Origin of the sequence: Thalassobacterium maritimum (genome assembly GCF_031127805.1) — a bacterium.
Taxonomy (GTDB): domain Bacteria; phylum Verrucomicrobiota; class Verrucomicrobiia; order Opitutales; family Coraliomargaritaceae; genus Thalassobacterium; species Thalassobacterium maritimum.
Map to the genome: position 1 here is coordinate 1 of NZ_JARXHW010000010.1, position 19431 is coordinate 19431.

Below are 19431 nucleotides of genomic sequence, written 5' to 3' on the forward strand. Positions count from 1 at the left end.
AACAGCAGGCCCGAACCGAGGCTAAAGCACTCGGCTACTGAAGACGCGCTCTAGTAGCGGGGGACTTTAGACCCCGTTTACGTATGAGCGGGCCGAGAGCAACAGCAGACCCAAACCGAGGCTAAAGCACTCGGCTACTGAAGACGCGCTCTAGTAGCGAGGCTCTTCAGACCCCGTTCGCGTATGAGCGGGCCGGGAGCAACAGCAGGTCCGAACCGAGACTAAGCACTCGGCTACTGAAAACGCGCTCTAGTCGCGGGGGACTTTAGACCCCGTTCGCGTATGAGCAGGTCGAGAGCTACAGCAGGCCGGAACCGAGGCTAAAGCACTCTGGCTACTGAAGCTCAATAAGTTGGCCGATACAAATTTCTAGCCTTCTGCTCCCGGTAATTGGAGGCTTCGCTGGCTTTAGCGTCGAAATCGAGTGAATTGTCGTTGGTCTCTTTCCAACGAACAGCTGCCTTGGACCAAGCTTCGGCTGCGATGTCGGAGATAATCGCAAACTGACGCTCAGAAAAGTTATCTTTGGCTGCATACACAGTCAGCTTAACCTCAGGCCCCACCTTATGCGTTTCAGTCCATAATAAATCTGGCTCGTCATGTGGTGTATCGGGCTGAAAGAAGGTGCGTACCGCCCCTTTAACTACAAGCTCCCCACGGCAAAAGCCCATTTTTTTCAAGACAAAACGGTAGTCCGCCCATAAGTGCTGCCCTGTGTCCGCACGCTCCGCTTCAACGATAAACCAATCCCGCAAATAGAGTGAGTTTTTAGTATCTTGGCGCGCCTGGAAAGACTCCGTCAAAATATTGCGCACCACCTCGGGCGAGACTTTCTGCCCCTTCAAGGCAAACAAGATGATAACAAAAGCGAAACCCAAAAATATAGGCAAATAGCGGCCCTGATCTGCAAAAGCTAATAAACCTCCTACCAGCGCGAAGAGCGAGATCCCATAAAGAAAAATCACAGTTTTCTGACGCGACAAGCCCGAGCGAATCAAGCGGTGGTGAATGTGCCCCTGGTCTGGCCGAAAAATGGGCAAGCCCTTAATACCACGACGCAGCATCGCATAAGCGACATCTGCAATCGGTAAAGCCAGTGCTAAGACTGGCGCAATCAATGCCGCCAAAATGGTGCCCTTCTCTGAATTAACTAAGGAGAGCGCCGCAATTACAAAACCAATCAAATACGCACCAGAGTCCCCCATATACACTTTCGCCGGAGGAAAGTTATGAAAGAGGAAGCCTAAAATCGCGCCCATCATGCCCAACGCGAGCACGAAAGAAATCGCAACCCCCGACTGATAAGCCAGAAAGCCCAGCAGCGCCATGAGCATCAAGCCAATGCCCCCAGCGAGACCATCGAGGCCATCAATCAGATTGATCAAATTCATGATCGTGACGACCCAAGCGACTGTGAGCGCCATACTAAAAACCCCCAACTGGAGCACAATATCAGTAAAAGGCACACCAATTCTATCAATGGAAAGCCCGCACTCATGCGCAATCATGGCGATAATCACTTGAGCCAATAACTTTACCTTGGCACCGAGGGGGCGAAAATCATCAATAAAACCAAGCAGAAACGAAGCAGCCGCACCGACAAAGATGCCGTAATGAACCAAGGTCTTATTATCCGTATGATCCAAATAAAAGAAGCAAAGGAGATAGGTGACTGCAAAGCCTGAGACAATACCGATCCCTCCAATGCGTGGGATAATACCTGTATGCGTATGGTGGTGTTGCGGCTGATTATCTCCCCCCTGCCCCAAGCCAGCGTGTAAGCATAAATGAATCACCAACCAGGAGGCCAGACAGCCGAGAAGAAGAAAAAATAGAGCAGAAAATAACACGATTTAAGAAGCTAATAGGTAGGGAGCGTAAAAGTAAGCCAAGCAAGCTTGGCCGAATACTTAAGTTATAGAGAGGAGCACAAAAATAGTAAAAAAAACATACTGGCGAACTTCTTTTCACATAAAAAGTGTGCTTACAGAATAGATCCGCACTCAATTCACTCACAAGTCATATTACATACTCATCAGCCGAAGAGTCTTGATCGAAAAGCTTAGCCCCCCCCAAAACTGCCATCACGATCGGCACCAGCTTACGCGTGCGCTGCTGCCATGTCAGTAAGGTGCCCAGACGCCCCATGGCATGCTCACGTAAGGCTTCATTGTCCTCTTGCTGTATCAAAGATTCGAGCCCCTGCAATCGCTCCGAGCCCGAACTCAAATGCGGCTCAAACTGATCTTTGATAAATCCTCGCACCAAGCGCTTCATCGAAAGTTCAGGCTGGTAGTGATCGCGACGACTGCCTGCAACATATTTAAGTTTCACCGCACCTAGCTGTCGCAGTAGCTTCACTCCCTGACTGACAGAACCCTTACTGATCTGCAGACGCTCAACAAGTTCATCGAAAGTAAGCGCTCGCGGCGAGCAATAGAGCAAACCGTAAATCTCACCAATCGAACGTGGCAGCCCAATCAAACTAGCCGCACGAACAAAGACATCGATCATCGATGCTTCCCATGCAGACAAAGCAGAGTCATTGGACGAAGAGGCGGACATGATTCAAAAAAAAGAAAAAAACGGTCAGTAGAACTAGCAAACTGGCAGCCCACCTCAGTTTGTTCAAGATTTATTGAACAAGATATATAAAGTAGCGGGGCGCTTCAGACCCCGTTCACGTATGAGCGGGCCGGGAGCAACAGCAGGTCGGAACCGAGGCTAAAGCACTCGGCTACTAAAGACGCGCTCTAGTAGCGGGGGACTTTAGACCCCGTTCGCGTATGAGCGGGCCGAGATCAACAGCAGATCGGAACCGAGGCTAAAGCACTCGGCTACTGAAGACGCGCTCTAGTAGCGGGGGACTTTAGATCCCGTTCGCGTATGAGCGGGCCGGGAGCAACAGCAGGTCGGAACCGAGGCTAAAGCACTCGGCTACTTAATGATCGCACACTATACGTGAGCTCGCATGAAGGCTTTGATCGCTTCGGGTGTGGGCTCGACGCTGTATTTGACGATCTCGCGCTGCTTTAATTCCTCCAACGAGGGATGGGTGGAATCCTCACCGATCGCGGCTTGAATGGTGTCGGGGAATTTTGCAGGATGCGCCGTCGAGAGAATGATCTCTTTGCCCTCAAAGCCTTCAGCAAAGCCGCAGGCGGTGTGCGGATCGGCGACGTATCCATACTTGGCATACACATCTTTAATGATGCGGGCAATCTGAGCGTCGTCGGTGCGGGAACTGCTAAAGCCAGCAGCATCGAACTGATCAAATACGTATTTCCCGGTCTGCTTAAAGGTCTGAATGATCTCGCGCACTTTAGCGGAATCGCGCCCTTCAGCATAATAGAGGAAGCGCTCAAAGTTGGACGCTACCTGAATATCCATCGACGGCGCCACGCTGGGTGCGACCTCATCGAGCTGATAGGTGCCGGTCTGGAAGAGGCGGTGCAAAATGTCGTTTTGATTGGTTGCCACGCGGAAGCCTTTGATCGGCACCCCCATGCGCTGCACCAGCCAGCCGGCCAGCACGTTGCCAAAGTTACCAGTGGGCACTACGAATGTGATGTCGTCGCGCACATCTGCGGGCAGACGGAAGTAAGCGGACAAATAATACACGCACTGAGCGAGAATCCGTGCAAGGTTGATCGAATTGACCGCAGACAAACCAACTTCGGCGGCGAATTCGTGGTCTTCAAAGACCGTCTTCATGGCGGTTTGCGCGTCGTCGAAGCTGCCCTTGATCGCCAACGGGAATACATTGTCGGCCCCGGTGCAGGTCATCTGACGCTCTTGCAGCGGCGAAATACGACCATCGGGATAGAGGATAAATGTGGTGACGCCCTCCTTGCCAAGCAGGCCGTGGATCGCGGCCGCGCCGGTATCGCCGGAAGTGGCGCCGAGCACGGAGATGCGATTGCCAGTGCGGGTGATCTGCGATTCGTAAAGGTTACCGAGCAGTTGCAGCGCGAAGTCTTTAAACGCGAGCGTCGGGCCGTGGAAGAGCTCGAGCACGTAGCGCTCGTCGTCAAGCTTCACAATCGGCGCGATGTCGGCATGGTCAAACCTGGTGTAGCTGCGGCGGACGACTTTTTTGAGTTCGGCGGGATCGATATCGGTGGCGAAGATACGAAAGAAAGCCTCACAGAGCTCGGCATAGCTGAGTTTCGACCACTCGCTCAAATAGGGCTTCAGATCGGGCAACTCCTCAGGCAAATAGAGCCCGCCATCGGGCGCGAGACCTTGCGCCACCGCAGTGGAAAAAGAAACGGGGGGCACTTGGCCGCGTGTGCTGGTAAATTGCATAGTTCTCAGTTTGCTGTCACAGCAATAGAGTCAACCGAGAATTACCTTGTTTTCGACACTCTTAGAAAGTCGCGGCAAAGCTATCGCGCAAAATTTGCCGCGCGGCGGGCCCTTGGGTCCACGCATCCCCATGCAGACCAAAGACTAGCACGGGCTCAAACCAGCCCTGCCCCACGGCTTGATTGATCAAACTCTCTGCCGACAGGCAGTTACGCCCCGCATAGGACTGCAGCTCGAATTGCACAGGCCCTACGCCGTGATAGGCGCGGTAAACAAGCTCGGTGCAGGCCAAGCGATCGGAGGCGGTGAAATCAAAGATAAAGTCGTAGAGCTTGCCCGCATGGCTAAGCCCGCGCTCGATCGCGGTGGCGACGTGGGCCCCGCTCAATGTGGGACGTAGCACCACTAGGCAGTCGACCTGCAAGGTATCGTCGGCAGGCCGCAAGCGCACACCATCACGCTTGGACTCTAAAAAGCGCAGCTCTGGCGCAAGACTGGGGAGCTCGCCCCCAAGCGCAGCTCGCTGCGCGCCTGTGCCGAGGTAGAACGCCGCATGCGGCCAAAAGCCTGGCAAAAAGAGATTACTGAGGGCGTCATCGTGACGCGTCACCAGCACATCGCCTGGCTGTAAAAAGCGCTCCAAACGCGCCCGCACCTCGGCATCGACTCGCTTGCCCGCACCTGCTGGCTTCACAAATGGCTGCTTGAGCTCGGCAATACTGGAGCCGCTGAGCTTAAACAGCTCAAACATCACCTTGCGATAGCCAGAGGCCCGACGGCGCAAAAAGGAGTGGATCCGGTAGCTCAGCCGCTTTTGCAGCAGGTCTTGGCGGCATATTTCCACCAGACCTTCTTCCGCCTGCAACAGATCCACCACCAGTGACAGCTCAGGATCGGCGCGCAGGGCCAAAATATCGGCACGCCGGGCCTGATAGAAACTGCTGGCATCAAAGAAGCCCCACCACCGGCGCGGCGTGGTGAGGCTTTGATAAATTTGCGTGAAGCTTTTGGCGCTCAGCTGATAGCGCGACTCCGGCTCGTCGAGCTTCTGACGCGTCACGGGCGCATTTTCGGTGAGATCGATCAAATAGCTAGCCGCACGCACCAACAAACAGGCTGCCGCATACGCGACCGCAAACTCGCGCAGATCGGTCGGCTGGCGTGGAGACCACTGCCCCGACAGCACATCGCTCAAGCACTCAAGCAGAGACGTGCGCACCGCTAAATAGCGCGCATACAGGACGCGGATGCGCTCATCCTCGTTGGGCAAAAAATAGCCGCGCGCCTCGGCGCGTGTGATGTCTTCGATACAGTCCGCTAAATTCTCTTTTCGCGGCAAGGCCGCCGCAGCGGCCAGCAATGTCGCAACATGCTTCACTTAAGTGATCGCTTCACGAGAATAAGCGCAACGGCACCGCAGCAGAGAGGCTACTGCCCCAGCCCGAAAGCAGCGTGCACGAGACGAGTGGCTTTTTCCGCATCCTCGGGATCGATCCCCACGGAGATCTTAATTTCCGAGGTGCTGATCAACTGGATGTTCACACCGCCCTTAGCCAGGGCATCGAAGAGTGTAGCGGCCACGCCGGAGTGCGAGCGCATGCCGACACCGACCACAGAAACCTTTGCAATATCGTTGGCTTCGAAGAGCTTACCAGCAGCCTCGTCCGGGAAAGATTCGACCACCGTCTTTTCAGCGCGGTAGATATCTTCGCGTGGCACGGTAAAGGTCATATTCGCCTTTCCATCGCGGCCGATGTTTTGCACGATCATATCGACGCTAATGCCGGCGGCGCCCAGCACTTGGAAGAGCTTGGCAGCAGTGCCCGGACGGTCCGGCAAATCACTGACAACGATCTTAGCTTGGTTTTTATCGAGAGCGACACCGCTCACCACGACGTCTTCCATAGAGGCGACTTCTTCTTTCACAATAGTACCCGGGTTGTTGTTAAAACTGGAGCGAACTTCAAAAACGACATTGAATTTTTGCGCGAACTCGACGGCGCGGTTCTGCATCACTTTGGAGCCAGAGCTAGCCAGCTCAAGCATCTCCTCATAGGAGATCTCATCTAGCTTCTTCGCGTCAGGCACCAAGCGCGGATCGGCGGTATAGACGCCATCCACATCAGTGCAAATTTGGCAGAGGTCGGCTTTCAACGCGGCCGCGATCGCGATCGCACTCAGGTCTGAACCACCCCGACCGAGGGTGGTGATTTGACCCTCCGCTGAGTGACCTTGAAAGCCAGCCAGAATGACGACTTTACCAGCGTCCAGCTGCTCTTTAATATCGCCACCAGAAATGCTGGTGATGCGCGCCCGCGTGTGGGAAGGGTCGGTCAGGATGCCCGCCTGGGGACCGGTGCGAGAGACCGCGGGGATGCCGAGCGCATGCAATGCCATCGCAGTCAACGCAATGGTCTCTTGCTCGCCAACGGTGAGCAACATGTCCATTTCACGCTCGTCAGGCTGGGGGTTGAGTGCTTTGGCACGACCGATCAACTCGTTCGTGACGCCCGAACGCGCGGAAACCACAACCACGACTTGGTTGCCTGCGGCGTAGGTTTCTTTGACCCGTTGCGCGACATTTTTGATCCGATCAACATCTCCGACCGAGGTGCCGCCGTATTTCTGAACGATGAGTGCCATGTTATTGAAAGCTGATGAAGCGCAAGATGCGCGTAAATAATAAATCGAAATGATTCGAGGAGAGGCGCCTACGCAATACTAGCGGGCAGAAGTTTCAAGGAAAGATTATCGGATATAAAGACATAGGTTGACGAACTGGGCAAAAGCGCGTTTAAGAACTTTTTCATGACTGTATCTGACCAAGCGGAACCGAAACCGAAATATAAACGCATCATCCTCAAACTCAGTGGGGAAGTGCTTCGAAATGCCCAAGATGGTGAACCCATCGACCCTGCGACGCTCAAAGCGATCTGCGAAGAGGTGAAAAAAGTCTACGATATCGGGGTGCAAGTTGGCCTCGTCATCGGTGGCGGTAACATCTTCCGCGGGCTCAGCGGCGCGGAAATGAAAGGCGTCGATCGCACTACAGGTGACTACATGGGCATGCTGGCCACTGTGATCAACGGCCTCGCGCTGATGGATTGCCTGGAGAAACTGGGCGTCACTGTGCGCCTGCAAAGCGCCATCCCGATGGCGAAATTGGCCGAGCCATTCATACTACGCCGTGCCACACGCCACTTAGAGCGCGGCCGCGTCGTCATTTTTGCAGGTGGCACCGGCAACCCCTACTTCTCGACCGATACCGCTGCCGCGCTACGCGCCAGCGAAACTGGCGCGAACATGCTGATGAAAGCCACCAAGGTGGACGGCATTTACAATAAAGATCCGGAGCAACATACAGACGCCGTGAAATACGATCATGTGCCCTACATCGATGCCCTGCGTGATCGCCTCAAGATTATGGACTCGACCGCATTTTCGCTTTGCATGGAAAACAAGCTTCCTATTCTCGTATTTAGCATGAAGGAGCCTGGCTCGATCTACCGCGCCGTCATGGGCGAAGAGATCGGCACCCTGGTCGACTAGACGCTGAAGAGGCAATCCGCCCCCTGACTCACTCTTCGTTTTTCACATTTAAATTTTATTATCATGCCAAAAGAAATCCTCAAATCCATGCACGCCGATATGAAAAAGGCGGTCGATCACACACTGCACGAATTCAGCAGCCTACACACTGGCAAGGCAACGCCCGCCATGCTGGACGGCGTGCGCGTCAATGCCTACGGCAGCTCGGTGACATTGAAGGAAGTCGCCGCAGTCACGACGCCCGACGCCCGCACAATTATGGTGCAACCTTGGGACAAGAGCGTGCTCAAAGATGTCGAAAAGGGCATTCAAGAAGCCAACCTCGGCCTCAATCCGATCATCGATGGTGGCATCCTACGCGTCCCGGTGCCAGAGCTCACCGGCCAACGCCGTCAGGAACTGGCAAAAACTGCTGGTGGCATGGCCGAAGATGGCCGTGTGCGCGTGCGCCAAGGCCGCCGCGATGCACTCAGCCTCTTGAAGACTGCTAAAAATGACGACGGTCTGCCCGAGGACGATTTCAAGCGCTACGAGAAAGAAGTGCAAAAAGCACACGACGACTACATCGCCGAAATCAACCAGCATTTGGCCACTAAGGAAGCCGACCTCAAGAAGGTCTAATTCAGAAGCCCGTAGACAGAGGTCAGAGGACATCACGCCCGATGCTCTGACCTCTGCGCTCAGCTTTAAGCGCTCTGGAAATGTTGAATCAAGCTAAACGCATCGTCATCAAGCTCGGCACTGGCGTGCTCACGTCCGGGATCGGCAACTTAGATACAGATCGCATCGCGACCCTTTGTGCGCAGGTAAGCACCTTGCGCCAGCGTGGCATCGAGGTGATCCTAGTCAGCTCTGGTGCAGTCGGTCTGGGCATGGGCAAACTCGCCCTGGACAAGCGCCCCAAAGACCTCGCGACGCTACAAGCCTGCGCAGCAGTCGGCCAAAGCATCTTGATCAACACCTGGCAAAAATGCTTCGACCCACATAAGCTGACAGTGGCGCAGATCTTACTGACCCGCGAAGATTTGCGCGCACGCCACCGGCACAACGCCGTCTTTAACACCATCGAGCGCCTACTGGCCAATGGAGCCGTGCCGATCGTGAACGAAAACGACACGGTCAGCGCTGCTGAGATCAAGTTTGGCGACAACGACACCCTCTCGGCACTGGTGGCCAGCGTCACGAATGCCGACATGCTCTTCATTCTGTCCAACATCCCTGGCCTGATCGACATGCAGGGCACTGGCGAAGTGGTGCCAACCGTCGCATCCATCACGCCCGAAATCGAGGCGATGGCACAGGGCACCAAACATACCACCTCGGTGGGTGGCATGATCAGCAAGCTTTCGGCCGCAAAAATTGCCCATCGCGCTGGCTGCGGCGTAATTATTGGCAGCGGCAGTGACTCCGAACTCTTCAATAAACTACTACAAGGCGAAAGCGTCGGCACCTACTTCATGCCGAGCCAGGAGCCGGTCAAATCACACAAGCGCTGGATCGCGATTCAAGACGCCACTCACGGCTCGATCACCGTGGACGCCGGCGCAGTCGCGGCGCTAATCGAACGCGGCAAAAGCCTACTGCGCGCAGGTATCGTCCGCTGCGAGGGTAACTTTGAGAGCGGAGACGTAGTGCACATCTGCGCGCCCAATGGAGCAACCATCGCACACGGAATCGTGAACTACGATATGGAACGCCTCAGCAGCGACCTTGCTGAGCTGGAAGACAACGTAGTGGTGCACCGCGACCATTTAGTGCTGCTTTAGCAATCAAGCACTACCAAGGGCCAAGGATCAAGGGCCAAGGATCAACTACCAACTCACACGCAAGCCGTCATAGGCGAGGTGTATATTCTCCGGCAGCGATGCCTCAGTCTCATCGTGATCGACCATATAGGTCATGTGTGTGAGAAAAGAAATTGGCGCATCCATTTCCTGTGCAGTTTGAGTGGCCTCGCCAATCGTCATGTGCGAAGGGTGTGGATTCGGGCGCAGACCATCGAGAATGACCACATCAGAGCCTTCAGCAATCAAGCGCGCCTCCTCTCCCACTGCTTTGCAATCGGTGTAGTAGGTGAACTGTTTTCCCGTCTCTGCCTCGGTAAATACGAGCCCCAAGACTTCGATCGCTCCATGTGGCAAGGCCACTGATTCAACAGTGCCGCCGGGAAGCTCCAGGGTTTTAGGCATGCGCTCTAACTTGAAGGCGGGATAGCCCTTGACCAATGGCTTATCTAAGATCGCATAGGGGAAGATTTGCTGAATGCGTGCCAAGCCCTCTTCGCTGCTATAGACTGGCAAGGCCTCGCCTCCATTGAGATCGCAAAAGCGGCGTAAATCATCCATCCCCAGGATGTGATCGGCGTGCCCGTGTGTCAGAATAAAAGTATCGATTTGATCCAATCCATGCTGGATGCACTGCATGCGAAACTCTGGCGCCGCATCGACTTGTATGTGGTGCCCGCCCATTTCCACGTGAATCGAGGTGCGCGTGCGCCAGTTTTTGGGATTGCTCATATCGCAGCCCTCACCTTCGGGTTGCGCAATCATAGGCACGCCCTGCGAGGTGCCCGTTCCTAAAAAAATGATCTCCATAGTAAAGGAGATGGCGTGTCCCTCCGCGGCTGGCAATCCAGCAAGCGCCATTCACGATAATTTTTCATTCGACTCGCTTATTCCGAGCGAACGACCTCGAGCAAGACAGCGCGTAAATTCTTTAATTTAACAGGCTTGGGCAAAAAGTAATTCATACCTGCCTTTCGAAAACGGCTCTCATCGGACAAAGTATTAAATGCGGTGACCGCAACGATCGGAATCTTAGTCCCAAACTCGCCAGCTTCCCCATTACGCAAGGCGATGGCCGCACTTAAGCCATCCATGATCGGCATATCAATATCCATCAAAATCAGATCATAACTCTTCGATTGGCTGACCAGATCCAAGACTTCGCGCCCGTTGGTGGCGAAACGACTCTCTTGCCCCATATGTTTCAGCACGGTCGCCATCAAGCTGCGAGCCACAGGATCATCTTCCGCGACCAGGATGGACAATTTAAAGGGTAACTGTTTAACGTATTTCGCTGCGGCTTTCTGCCCCTCATAACTAAGGCCGCCGATCGGCAACTTCTCGGACGGCGATGCCTGCATCTGCTCCATTTCAAAAGAGAACAAGGTGCTAACACCACCTTCGTTGGGATTTGGCTTAGAGATGAGAGCTCCCTTGTATTTTTCCAGTAGCATCGAAGCCACGGACCAATACACATACTCCATTTTAACGCGTGGAAGCCGTTCCCCGGTAGTCAAGCCCCCCGCAGTCACGACTTGTTCGCCTCGATCCTCAGAATACGTTTCGAGCGGATTATGAATATCCACTCGCACCTCACCATCGCTCGCTTCCCACCTAATTGTCAGCGCCTTTTTGTCGACGGGGATCTCGACCAAAGAGATCGCTTCCAACGAACCTAAGATGGTATTCTCAATGATATTGCGTAGATGATCGTAATCACCACGTAGACGAGTCGTCTTATCTTGATGATCCAGTCGTAACTTCAGACCACGTAAGCCAGCACGAAAATGAAGATGCACTGCGATTTGCTCAAACAGTTCATAAGGGCTGACCCACTCTCGATACTCCGGCAAATCATCCCACTCCGCTTTAATCTTCGAATGATTTACAAGGGTGCTAATGACAGCCAGCATATGGCGCGCACAACCTTCGATCGCGGCTAAATCCTCGTCCGCTTTCTCCTCATTCAACATTTGAACGATCCCTAAGAGACCATTCAGCGGAGTGCGTAACTCATGTGAAAGTGTAGCAAAAAGTGCGACGGAGCCCACATCTGTATTCTCATCGATCTCATCTTCGACCAGCATAGAGCTTTCTGGGCGATAAGCTTTGCGACTAAGTTCTTTAATTTGGCGCCGTTGACGAAAAACAAGCACTAGCAAGAAAGCGATAATGATACAACTGATGAGAAGAGCGAGAAATAACACTCTATCACAGCAAGAATAATAATACAGTGGGTCAAATACTTATATAATTAAAGTGGGCTTAAAAGCCGCGTTTTTTAAGGTCTTCAATTGTTTTCAGCAAAGCAGTCTGCATAGTATAGGCGGGCTCAAAGCCAAGATCCTGCCGCGCCGCCTGCAGGTCAAAGTAATGATCTTTCGCCAGCTCAACGGCGACAAAGCGCGTGATGGGAGGCTCGCCCGACTTTGCAAACAGCTTCCAGATACCTTCCGCGACGGCGCCCGCCGCATACGCGAGCTGGGCAGGCATACGTTTTGTCAGTGGCGGATGCCCCAGCCCTTCTAAGATTTGATTCAACCAAGGCCATAAGGCCACCGGCTCTCCCTGAGAAATAAAATATGCCTGGCCGGCACAATGGCCCGCATCCAAAGCGTCCAACGCGTTTAAATGTGCGGCCGCCACATCCGCCACGTAAGAAACATCTACCCGATTGGCTCCGTCGCCTACGATCTTTAAGCGCCCCGCACGCACACTCTCGATCACCCGAGGTAATAAATGCGGATCGCCCGGGCCAAAAATTAAATGCGGCCGCAAGGCCACGATCCTAAGCGTGTCGCTATTCGCCGCCAAAGCCTCCTGCTCTGCGATTGCTTTAGTATGCGCATAGTGGCACAACCAGTCACGGCCATAAGGCAATTCTTGCCCGCCGCCACGGATCGATTGCCCATTAAACACTACACTCGGGGTACTGGTATAGACGAGACGCCCCACCCCTTCTGCTTGGCATGCTGCCACGACATTGCGGGTGCCAACCACATTGGGCGTGTAGAAGCTATCCCAAGTCCCCCACACGCCAGCTTTCGCTGCGACATGAAAGACTGCATCCACTCCGACACAGGCGGCACGTACCTCTTCTGTATCCGCCAAATCACCACAGATCACTTGCACCCCCTTCGCCGCCAAAGCGGGCTGCGGAGAACGCCCCAAGGAACGCACTCGATCACCACGCGCCAACAAACGCTCGATCACGTAGCTACCGACAAATCCCCCACCTCCTGTGACTAACACTTCCATGCCAGCGAAATTATTTCAGCGCAAATTTCCGCGCAAGCGACAAACGGTGAATCTTTGCATTGTGTCGTACGTCCACTGGAAATTTGGCTTCAAAAAAGAAATCATGAATCGCGGAGGTCAGTGCATGGCTCTGTGCCAGCTGCTGCAGTGAAGCCACAAATTGCGCACGCGCCGCCTCTGAACGCGGAAAGTCCGCCGGCTCGGGCTCGATCACCATGCCAGGTCGCCCCCCTCCCAGATCAATTAAAGCAGAACGAAAAACCTGCGGGTGTGTATTAAAAATAGCTTCGCAACAATCCGTATACATCGGCCCCGCTGCGGTCAGCACGCGCTCGACCTTACGACCGCAAAACCATAAGCGCCCGGCCTCATCCAGCCAGCCCATATCCCCCATCCGGTGCCAATGCGCCGCGCCGTCGGCGATCTTGGAACTGGCATCCGCCTCTGGTAAATGGTCGTAGCCACGTGTCACCGAAGGCCCTTGCGCAATAATTTCGCCAATTGCCCCCGGCTCTAGATCTTGCACCTGATCGATAGAAACGATCGCCCCTGTAACAGGTTCGATGATACGCACAGAAACCTGCGGCAATGGACGCCCCACACAGGTGCCTTCTCCCTTTTGCGTGCGCACTGCAGTTTGCTCCAGCACCTCCGTAGCTGAAATCGAACTCACAGGTAAAGCCTCGGTCGCGCCATAGGGGGTGTGAATTTCGCCCTGCGGGATAATCGCCCGCATCTGACGCATCAGTGCGGGTGGCACCGGCGCGCCCGCCATTAAAATTCGCCGCACACTGGGCAAGCGAATCGACTCTCGCTCGCAGTAACGTGCAATTTTAGTCCAAAGCGCCGGCGAACCAAAGCTATTGGTCACCGAATTCTGCTGGATCGCGCGCACGATTTGCGCCGGGTCCACCGTGGCGGGGCGGCTGGGATTCATGTCCGGCACCACCGTGCACATGCCCAGCGCAGGGTTGAACAAGGCAAACACTGGCAGCATCGGCAGGTCCACCTCGCCCGGTTCAATTGCATACTGACGCCGAATCGCTTCCACCTGCGCCAGAAACATGCCGTGTGCGTAGCAGACCCCCTTCGCAGGGCCAGTCGATCCGGAGGTAAACAAGATCGCCGCCAGTTCCTCTTCCGCAGAGTCCACTACTTCGAAGGCGCCACGCGACTTAAAACGCCCGATCTCTTTTTCAAAGCTGCGCCCCACCCCGATCTTAATATCGACGCCCCGAAAACTGGGACGAAATAAGCGCGCAATCCAGATCGCCGGAGCAATCCCCACCAGTGCACTCGGCTTAGAATGACGCACACAGCGCAGGAATTTTTTCAAGCCCATGCCGGGATCAATCACGATGGGCACCGCCCCCATTTTAAACAAGGCAAACACAATGCGAATCAAATCCAGGCCCGGGCGCACCATCAGCAAGACCCGCGAGCCGCGCTGAATGCCTGATTCCGCGAATGAGTGCGCGGTGGCTGCAGCCTCCGCTTCCAGTTGTGCAAAACTGCGCTCTACATAACGGATCGCTCCATCAGAATCGTGCCCGACCGGTGCGCGCACCGCTGGTGCGGACGGTTGAGCCACTGCTTGTTGAGCGAGGAAATGTGCGACGTTAAATGCCATACGATCTATCTAAGAACACTCAAGGCTCACTCCGCAAGTTTCGCTTCCACCGCAGCCAAACGACGCTCCAGCTCCGAGACGCGAATCTTTAATTGCGCGTTCTCAGCTTGCAAGCGCTCCAGATCAGTCGCCGTAGTCAAATCATAGTCGACGTCCAACTGCCGAACGGCTTCTGCCTCAAAAGCCGCGTCCAAACCGCCCAGTGACAAGGTGGACGTGCGCAAAGCCTCCACACGCGGATCTGGCGCCAAGTCAGCCGCTCCCAAGGGCAAGGGCCGAACCTCCGCACACAAAAAAGCAGTCATAAAACAGGTCGAGAGAAGCATAGAAAACAAACGCATGTCGCCAAAGCTGACAGCTAGCAAACGAAAGTCCAGACCGAGAACGTAGATGACCGAGCCCCGACACCTTCTCCCGATCCAAACTTGACGCATTCCCTCCTAAATAGTGCCATGACGCATGCCAGACACAGTCGCAGTCATCGATGTAGGCAGCAACTCGATCAAGTTGCTGGTCGCCCGTGTAGGCGCGACGCCACTAAGCCTCGAAACACTCTTTAGCGAAACCATTGAGACCCGCATTAGCGCAGGCATCAGTCGCGAGCTACCCAGCTTGACGGATGAAGCCATTCAAGCCGGCGCCCAGACGATCGCGGAGCTACAAGGCATGGCCCAGAGCTATCACCCCAGTCAGACAGCTATCGTCGCCACCAGCGCGGTGCGCGATGCGATCAATGGCGATGCTTTCGTGCAAGCGGTCTACCAAGCCACGGGCTTACAAATACGCATCCTCAGCGGCACCGAGGAGGCCACCTATATCGGCCATGGCCTCAACTGCGATCCCGCCGTTGCGGGCGTGCCACGCTTCATTCAGAGTGACATCGGCGGCGGCAGCTTGGAGCTCATTCGCTTCGAACACGGGCAAATCCAGCAAGCAATCTCGCTGCAACTCGGCGCGGTGCGCCTGAGCGAGCAATTTATTAAGGACAAAGAGGCGCCCCTCTCCGCTGAGATCGAGCAAGCCATCCGTCAGCATGTGATCGAGCAGCTCACTCGCAGCGGCTTCGACTTTCAACCCCACGAGCTACCACTCATCGCGACTGGCGGAGCCTACACCGTGAGCCGTGCCGTGCTGGCCGCACAAAGCAATTGCAATATAGAGCAATCCTCCCCGCAACTCGAGCGCAGCACACTGAATCAACTCAAAAAACAACTGGCCCCACTCACACTACACCAGCGACTCAGCATCCCACACCTGCCCGCCGCACGCGCCGATATCATTCCCACCGCTCTAATCACTATCGACGCACTACTCGAAGTCGCGGGGCGCTCCAGCCTGACACATTCCTTTTACAATTTGCGCTACGGCATCGCCGCCAATCTACTCAAACTCTAAGCATGGCCAAACTTTACTTCTACTACTCCGCAATGAACGCGGGCAAGAGCACCGTGCTGCTGCAGTCGAGTCACAACTATCATGAGCGTGGCATGAAGACGCTATTGCTGACACCCCTAATCGACCAGCGCGCGGGAGTCGGCAAAATCGCCTCCCGTATCGGACTGACTAAAGACGCCACTCCCTTTAAGCCAGAAGACAACTTATTCACACTTATTCACACACTTATTCACACGCCTCACACAGCGCCCCCACTCGCCTGTGTGCTGATCGACGAGGCTCAATTTCTCACTCGTCCACAGGTCGAACAACTAGCCAAAGTCGCCGATAATCTATCCATCCCCGTGCTTTGCTATGGACTGCGCACCGACTTTCAGGGCAACCTCTTTCCCGGCAGCGCCGCCCTACTCGGCTGGGCCGATAACCTGAGCGAACTGAAGACCATCTGCCATTGCGGGCGCAAAGCCACCATGAACCTCCGCACCGACGCCGCAGGCAAGCCGATCAAAGAAGGGGAACAAGTCGAGATCGGCGGCAACGAGCGCTACGTCGCCATGTGCCGCAAGCACTTTGTCGAAGCCATGGCCTAGCCTCCGAACCGGCCGCCAATGAGGCGCGAAAAGTGAGAAGTTTTCCTTTCCACGCTTCACTCTCTACTCCCTACTGCAAGCAATGAACGAATACGAACTCCTCGACAGCGGCCACGGACGCAAACTAGAACGCTTTGGTAAGGTCACTCTTGACCGTCCCTGCGCACAAGCCGTCTGGAATCCCGCCAACCCACAGCTCTGGAAACAGGCAGACGCCTTTTTCACCCGCAAGCAGGGCCTGGAGTGGCGCGGACGCGATAAACTGCCCGACTCTTGGATCGCGGAGGTCAATGGCGTCAAAATGAAACTTTCCACCACCGACTTCGGGCACCTCGGTGTCTTTCCCGAAACGCGTGACATGTGGGACTGGATTCGCGACAGCCTCGGCAAAGAGAGCCAGCGCCGCAAAGAGCCGCTCAACTTTCTCAATCTCTTTGCCTACTCCGGAGGTGCCACACTCGCCGCAGCTCAAGGAGGTGCGCACTGCTGCCACGTGGATGCCTCCAAGGGCATGGTCGCATGGGCACGCGAAAATGCCAAACTGAACGGATTGGCCGAGCACCCAGTACGCTGGATTGTCGATGACGTGAATAAATTCCTAACCCGTGAAATTAAACGCGGACGACGCTACGACGCCATTCTGCTCGACCCGCCCTCCTTCGGGCGTGGCAAGGGCGGCGAACTGTATAAGATCGAGCACGCCCTACTAGAAACACTCAAACTGGTGCAGAAAGTCATGAGCGACAAGCCCTGCTTCGTTTACCTGACCAGCCATACACCAGGCTTCACGCCCATCGTGCTCAAAAACCTGATACAGCAGCTGCTTGGCAATGGACAACTCGACTGTGGCGAAATGCTATTAACGGGCCAAGGTAACACCTTTAGCGTACCCAGCGGCACTTGGGCTCGTTGGGAAAAATAAACCAGCGATCTAACTTAGTGATCGAAGCTAGCGATCTAACTTAGCGATCTAAGCAGCCTGACGGCGACGTAGCATCACAAAAGTCATTCCTGCAAAACCGCCGAGCAAGGCAACAGTGCCCCAAGCTGAATTAAAGTCGGGCTCAAAACCACTGACAGCTGGGCGCATGGAAGCGACCTCCACTGAGATCTCTGGAGCGGACGTTTCAGGCGCTAGTTCGCTCGCACGTAGGCTGTTTGTTTCGGAGACACGATGCACAGGCATCTCACTTGAAACCGCCGAGGATGCACTCGCACACGGCAGAACGGCGAGACACATAGCACTTGTTAGGGAGAGTATAGTTTTCATTTGGTGATTTCCTTACGTGAATAGTTGGTAGCGTGATTCCAGTAAGATTTAGCATTTAATGTGCAAATTTGGTAAAAAGCACAACATCCTTACGCCTTTCGAGCATAATAACGTAATTAGAGCATATAATTACGCCTAAAACCTGCATGAATACGTCAAATGCGCACTTTAACGGAATCAAAACCGTAGCAACACCAATCAAAGAACCTAGACCATAAGATAAAATAACGTATAAAAATCCACCTTCGATGCAATCAGCTCATGAAAGAAGAAACACTTCAAATAAAAGTAAAACCGAACGCCAAAACGAGCGCATTGGAAGCGCAAGAGGATGGCACATGGAAAGCATCCATTAAATCCCCCCCAGTGGATGGAAAGGCCAATAAAGAACTCATTGCGCTCATATCCAAAACATTCAAATGCCCCAAACGAGCCATCTCCATAAAAGTCGGCACTACAGGCCGAATGAAGCTAGTTAAAATCAAACGTAGCGAGCTAGCCTAGCAGCTTGCGAAGAGATTAATGCGCCTCAAAACGTCCGTCCGCGCGTTTAGAAATGAGACGCTTAATTTCAAGGCCCATCAAGGTCGCTGACACTTCTGCGGACGCGCGATTGAGCTGTTGTGAGATTTGATCCGGCTGACACAGTTCGCCTCCCTTAAAGCAATCCAGTATCTCTCGCTCTAAAGCACTGAGTGGCGGTCCTGGCGGGGCTGCCAGATCCAGATCTCCCAGCGGCAATTCAGCTTCCTTCGACTCCGGCCGCGCATAGCGCAGCTCTTCGAGAATGTCGTCCACAGAAGTCACCATCGTCGCACCATCGCGAATCAACTGATGACAGCCAGCACTACTGCTTTGATCGATTCGACCAGGCACCGCCATAATCTGCCTCCCTTGCTCGCCCGCGAAGCGCGCAGTGATCATACTACCGCCGGCTGCCGCACTCTCAATGACGATCACGGCCTCGCACATACCCGCCACCACACGATTACGCATAGGAAAGGTTTGCCGATCCGCGCGACGGCCAAGCGGAAATTCACTCGCGACCGCACCGGTCGCCGCGATCTGTTGATACAATTCCAAATTCTCGGGCGGATACACAATATCCAAACCGCAGCCTAGTACCGCAACTGTCGGCCCGCCCGCAGCCAACGCCCCCTCATGCGCAGCGGTGTCGGTACCACGTGCCATCCCACTCACAATACAAAAGCCCAATTGAGAGAGTTCGGCGGCAAATTTCTTAGCAATACTGTGCCCATATAGTGTCGCGCGACGTGTGCCCACAATCGCAATACAAGGGCGATCAATATTGTAGGCTCCCTTCCAATACAAACCAATCGGCGGATCATACATTTCCTGCAGCATCGGTGGGAAGCTACTATCAATCTGAGCCAGAAAGCGTATACCCGAAGCTTTCATACGCCCCACCTCCTTAGACAGATCGAAGTGCTCGGCCCAATGCGTCAGCACCGAGGCCGCCTTCTCGCCCACCCCTTTCACTTGCAGCAATTTACGTCGATCGCCCGAGAGCACTGCTACAGGATCGTGATCAAAAGCATCCAACAAACGGCGTAGCATGATTGGACCAACATGTTGCAGCCCATTCAAAATCAGAAGTGCTTGCCGAGGATTTAATGCAGTAGCCAT

General features: G+C 54.5%; 19 protein-coding genes. 7 read left to right on the forward strand and 12 right to left on the reverse strand.

Annotated features, from left to right (window positions below):
- Positions 1–344 precede the first annotated feature (344 nt).
- The 5 genes from QEH52_RS06050 to QEH52_RS06070 form a co-directional block, all read right to left on the reverse strand.
- Positions 345–1850, reverse strand: coding sequence for an MraY family glycosyltransferase (locus tag QEH52_RS06050; protein ID WP_308949198.1), 1506 nt, complete (start codon positions 1848–1850; stop codon positions 345–347).
- A gap of 169 nt (positions 1851–2019) precedes the next feature.
- Positions 2020–2565 carry a GbsR/MarR family transcriptional regulator gene (locus QEH52_RS06055; RefSeq protein ID WP_308949199.1) on the reverse strand — a complete coding sequence of 182 codons (546 nt, stop codon included), beginning with the start codon at positions 2563–2565 and terminating at the stop codon, positions 2020–2022.
- Between the two features lie 390 nt (positions 2566–2955).
- On the reverse strand, positions 2956–4308 hold the full coding sequence (gene thrC / locus QEH52_RS06060) for a threonine synthase (protein ID WP_308949200.1): 1353 nt from the start codon (positions 4306–4308) through the stop codon (positions 2956–2958).
- Between the two features lie 61 nt (positions 4309–4369).
- Complete coding sequence (locus QEH52_RS06065; protein WP_308949201.1) at positions 4370–5686, reverse strand: YiiX/YebB-like N1pC/P60 family cysteine hydrolase; 1317 nt, start codon at positions 5684–5686, stop codon at positions 4370–4372.
- A gap of 50 nt (positions 5687–5736) precedes the next feature.
- Positions 5737–6951, reverse strand: coding sequence for an aspartate kinase (locus tag QEH52_RS06070; protein WP_308949202.1), 1215 nt, complete (start codon positions 6949–6951; stop codon positions 5737–5739).
- Positions 6952–7116: 165 nt separating this feature from the next.
- On the opposite strand from QEH52_RS06070, the gene pyrH reads away from it, so the two are divergent.
- The 3 genes from pyrH (at position 7117) to proB (ending at position 9623) form a co-directional block, all read left to right on the forward strand.
- Complete coding sequence (gene pyrH, locus QEH52_RS06075) at positions 7117–7857, forward strand: UMP kinase (protein WP_308949203.1); 741 nt, start codon at positions 7117–7119, stop codon at positions 7855–7857.
- A 63-nt stretch (positions 7858–7920) separates the two neighbouring features.
- Positions 7921–8478 (forward strand): ribosome recycling factor, encoded by a 558-nt coding sequence (frr, locus tag QEH52_RS06080; RefSeq protein ID WP_308949204.1) that lies wholly within the window; start codon positions 7921–7923, stop codon positions 8476–8478.
- An 80-nt stretch (positions 8479–8558) separates the two neighbouring features.
- Entirely contained in the window at positions 8559–9623 is a 1065-nt protein-coding gene (gene proB, locus QEH52_RS06085; protein WP_308949205.1) for a glutamate 5-kinase, read from the forward strand.
- Between the two features lie 45 nt (positions 9624–9668).
- On the opposite strand, the gene QEH52_RS06090 is transcribed toward proB, so the two are convergent.
- The 5 genes from QEH52_RS06090 to QEH52_RS06110 form a co-directional block, all read right to left on the reverse strand.
- Entirely contained in the window at positions 9669–10502 is an 834-nt protein-coding gene (locus QEH52_RS06090) for an MBL fold metallo-hydrolase (RefSeq protein ID WP_308949206.1), read from the reverse strand.
- 26 nt (positions 10503–10528) lie between these two features.
- Complete coding sequence (locus QEH52_RS06095; RefSeq protein WP_308949207.1) at positions 10529–11728, reverse strand: response regulator; 1200 nt, start codon at positions 11726–11728, stop codon at positions 10529–10531.
- Positions 11729–11906: 178 nt separating this feature from the next.
- Positions 11907–12899: an NAD-dependent epimerase/dehydratase family protein gene (locus tag QEH52_RS06100; protein ID WP_308949208.1), complete on the reverse strand. Its 993-nt coding sequence runs from the start codon at positions 12897–12899 to the stop codon at positions 11907–11909.
- A 10-nt stretch (positions 12900–12909) separates the two neighbouring features.
- A complete protein-coding gene (locus QEH52_RS06105; protein WP_308949209.1) occupies positions 12910–14529 on the reverse strand; it encodes a fatty acid CoA ligase family protein in 1620 nt (539 codons plus the stop codon).
- A 26-nt stretch (positions 14530–14555) separates the two neighbouring features.
- Positions 14556–14834 carry a hypothetical protein gene (locus tag QEH52_RS06110; protein WP_308949210.1) on the reverse strand — a complete coding sequence of 93 codons (279 nt, stop codon included), beginning with the start codon at positions 14832–14834 and terminating at the stop codon, positions 14556–14558.
- A gap of 154 nt (positions 14835–14988) precedes the next feature.
- On the opposite strand from QEH52_RS06110, the gene QEH52_RS06115 reads away from it, so the two are divergent.
- From QEH52_RS06115 to QEH52_RS06125, 3 genes are all read left to right on the forward strand, one after another.
- Positions 14989–15924: a Ppx/GppA phosphatase family protein gene (locus tag QEH52_RS06115; RefSeq protein WP_308949211.1), complete on the forward strand. Its 936-nt coding sequence runs from the start codon at positions 14989–14991 to the stop codon at positions 15922–15924.
- Positions 15925–15926: 2 nt separating this feature from the next.
- Positions 15927–16514: a thymidine kinase gene (locus QEH52_RS06120; protein WP_308949212.1), complete on the forward strand. Its 588-nt coding sequence runs from the start codon at positions 15927–15929 to the stop codon at positions 16512–16514.
- An 82-nt stretch (positions 16515–16596) separates the two neighbouring features.
- Positions 16597–17436 (forward strand): class I SAM-dependent methyltransferase, encoded by an 840-nt coding sequence (locus QEH52_RS06125; RefSeq protein ID WP_308949213.1) that lies wholly within the window; start codon positions 16597–16599, stop codon positions 17434–17436.
- Positions 17437–17484: 48 nt separating this feature from the next.
- On the opposite strand, the gene QEH52_RS06130 is transcribed toward QEH52_RS06125, so the two are convergent.
- Complete coding sequence (locus tag QEH52_RS06130) at positions 17485–17784, reverse strand: hypothetical protein (protein ID WP_308949214.1); 300 nt, start codon at positions 17782–17784, stop codon at positions 17485–17487.
- Positions 17785–18045: 261 nt separating this feature from the next.
- Between QEH52_RS06130 and QEH52_RS06135 the strand changes: the two genes are divergently transcribed.
- A complete protein-coding gene (locus QEH52_RS06135) occupies positions 18046–18288 on the forward strand; it encodes a DUF167 domain-containing protein (RefSeq protein ID WP_308949215.1) in 243 nt (80 codons plus the stop codon).
- Between the two features lie 15 nt (positions 18289–18303).
- Here QEH52_RS06135 and dprA read toward each other — a convergent pair whose 3' ends face one another.
- Complete coding sequence (dprA, locus tag QEH52_RS06140) at positions 18304–19431, reverse strand: DNA-processing protein DprA (RefSeq protein WP_308949216.1); 1128 nt, start codon at positions 19429–19431, stop codon at positions 18304–18306.

Bases quoted from the DNA above. Each gene is read 5' to 3' on its own strand.
- QEH52_RS06055 (WP_308949199.1), bottom strand. From the start codon at position 2,565: ATGTCCGCCTCTTCGTCCAATGACTCTGCTTTGTCTGCATGGGAAGCA.
- proB (WP_308949205.1), top strand. From the start codon at position 8,559: ATGTTGAATCAAGCTAAACGCATCGTCATCAAGCTCGGCACTGGCGTG.
- QEH52_RS06115 (WP_308949211.1), top strand. From the start codon at position 14,989: ATGCCAGACACAGTCGCAGTCATCGATGTAGGCAGCAACTCGATCAAG.
- QEH52_RS06125 (WP_308949213.1), top strand. From the start codon at position 16,597: ATGAACGAATACGAACTCCTCGACAGCGGCCACGGACGCAAACTAGAA.
- QEH52_RS06130 (WP_308949214.1), bottom strand. From the start codon at position 17,784: ATGAAAACTATACTCTCCCTAACAAGTGCTATGTGTCTCGCCGTTCTG.
- QEH52_RS06070 (WP_308949202.1), bottom strand. From the start codon at position 6,951: ATGGCACTCATCGTTCAGAAATACGGCGGCACCTCGGTCGGAGATGTT.
- dprA (WP_308949216.1), bottom strand. From the start codon at position 19,431: ATGGCTACTGCATTAAATCCTCGGCAAGCACTTCTGATTTTGAATGGG.
- QEH52_RS06110 (WP_308949210.1), bottom strand. From the start codon at position 14,834: ATGACTGCTTTTTTGTGTGCGGAGGTTCGGCCCTTGCCCTTGGGAGCG.
- QEH52_RS06100 (WP_308949208.1), bottom strand. From the start codon at position 12,899: ATGGAAGTGTTAGTCACAGGAGGTGGGGGATTTGTCGGTAGCTACGTG.
- pyrH (WP_308949203.1), top strand. From the start codon at position 7,117: ATGACTGTATCTGACCAAGCGGAACCGAAACCGAAATATAAACGCATC.
- QEH52_RS06105 (WP_308949209.1), bottom strand. From the start codon at position 14,529: ATGGCATTTAACGTCGCACATTTCCTCGCTCAACAAGCAGTGGCTCAA.
- thrC (WP_308949200.1), bottom strand. From the start codon at position 4,308: ATGCAATTTACCAGCACACGCGGCCAAGTGCCCCCCGTTTCTTTTTCC.
- frr (WP_308949204.1), top strand. From the start codon at position 7,921: ATGCCAAAAGAAATCCTCAAATCCATGCACGCCGATATGAAAAAGGCG.
- QEH52_RS06090 (WP_308949206.1), bottom strand. From the start codon at position 10,502: ATGGCGCTTGCTGGATTGCCAGCCGCGGAGGGACACGCCATCTCCTTT.
- QEH52_RS06095 (WP_308949207.1), bottom strand. From the start codon at position 11,728: ATGCTGGTCGAAGATGAGATCGATGAGAATACAGATGTGGGCTCCGTC.
- QEH52_RS06135 (WP_308949215.1), top strand. From the start codon at position 18,046: ATGAAAGAAGAAACACTTCAAATAAAAGTAAAACCGAACGCCAAAACG.
- QEH52_RS06120 (WP_308949212.1), top strand. From the start codon at position 15,927: ATGGCCAAACTTTACTTCTACTACTCCGCAATGAACGCGGGCAAGAGC.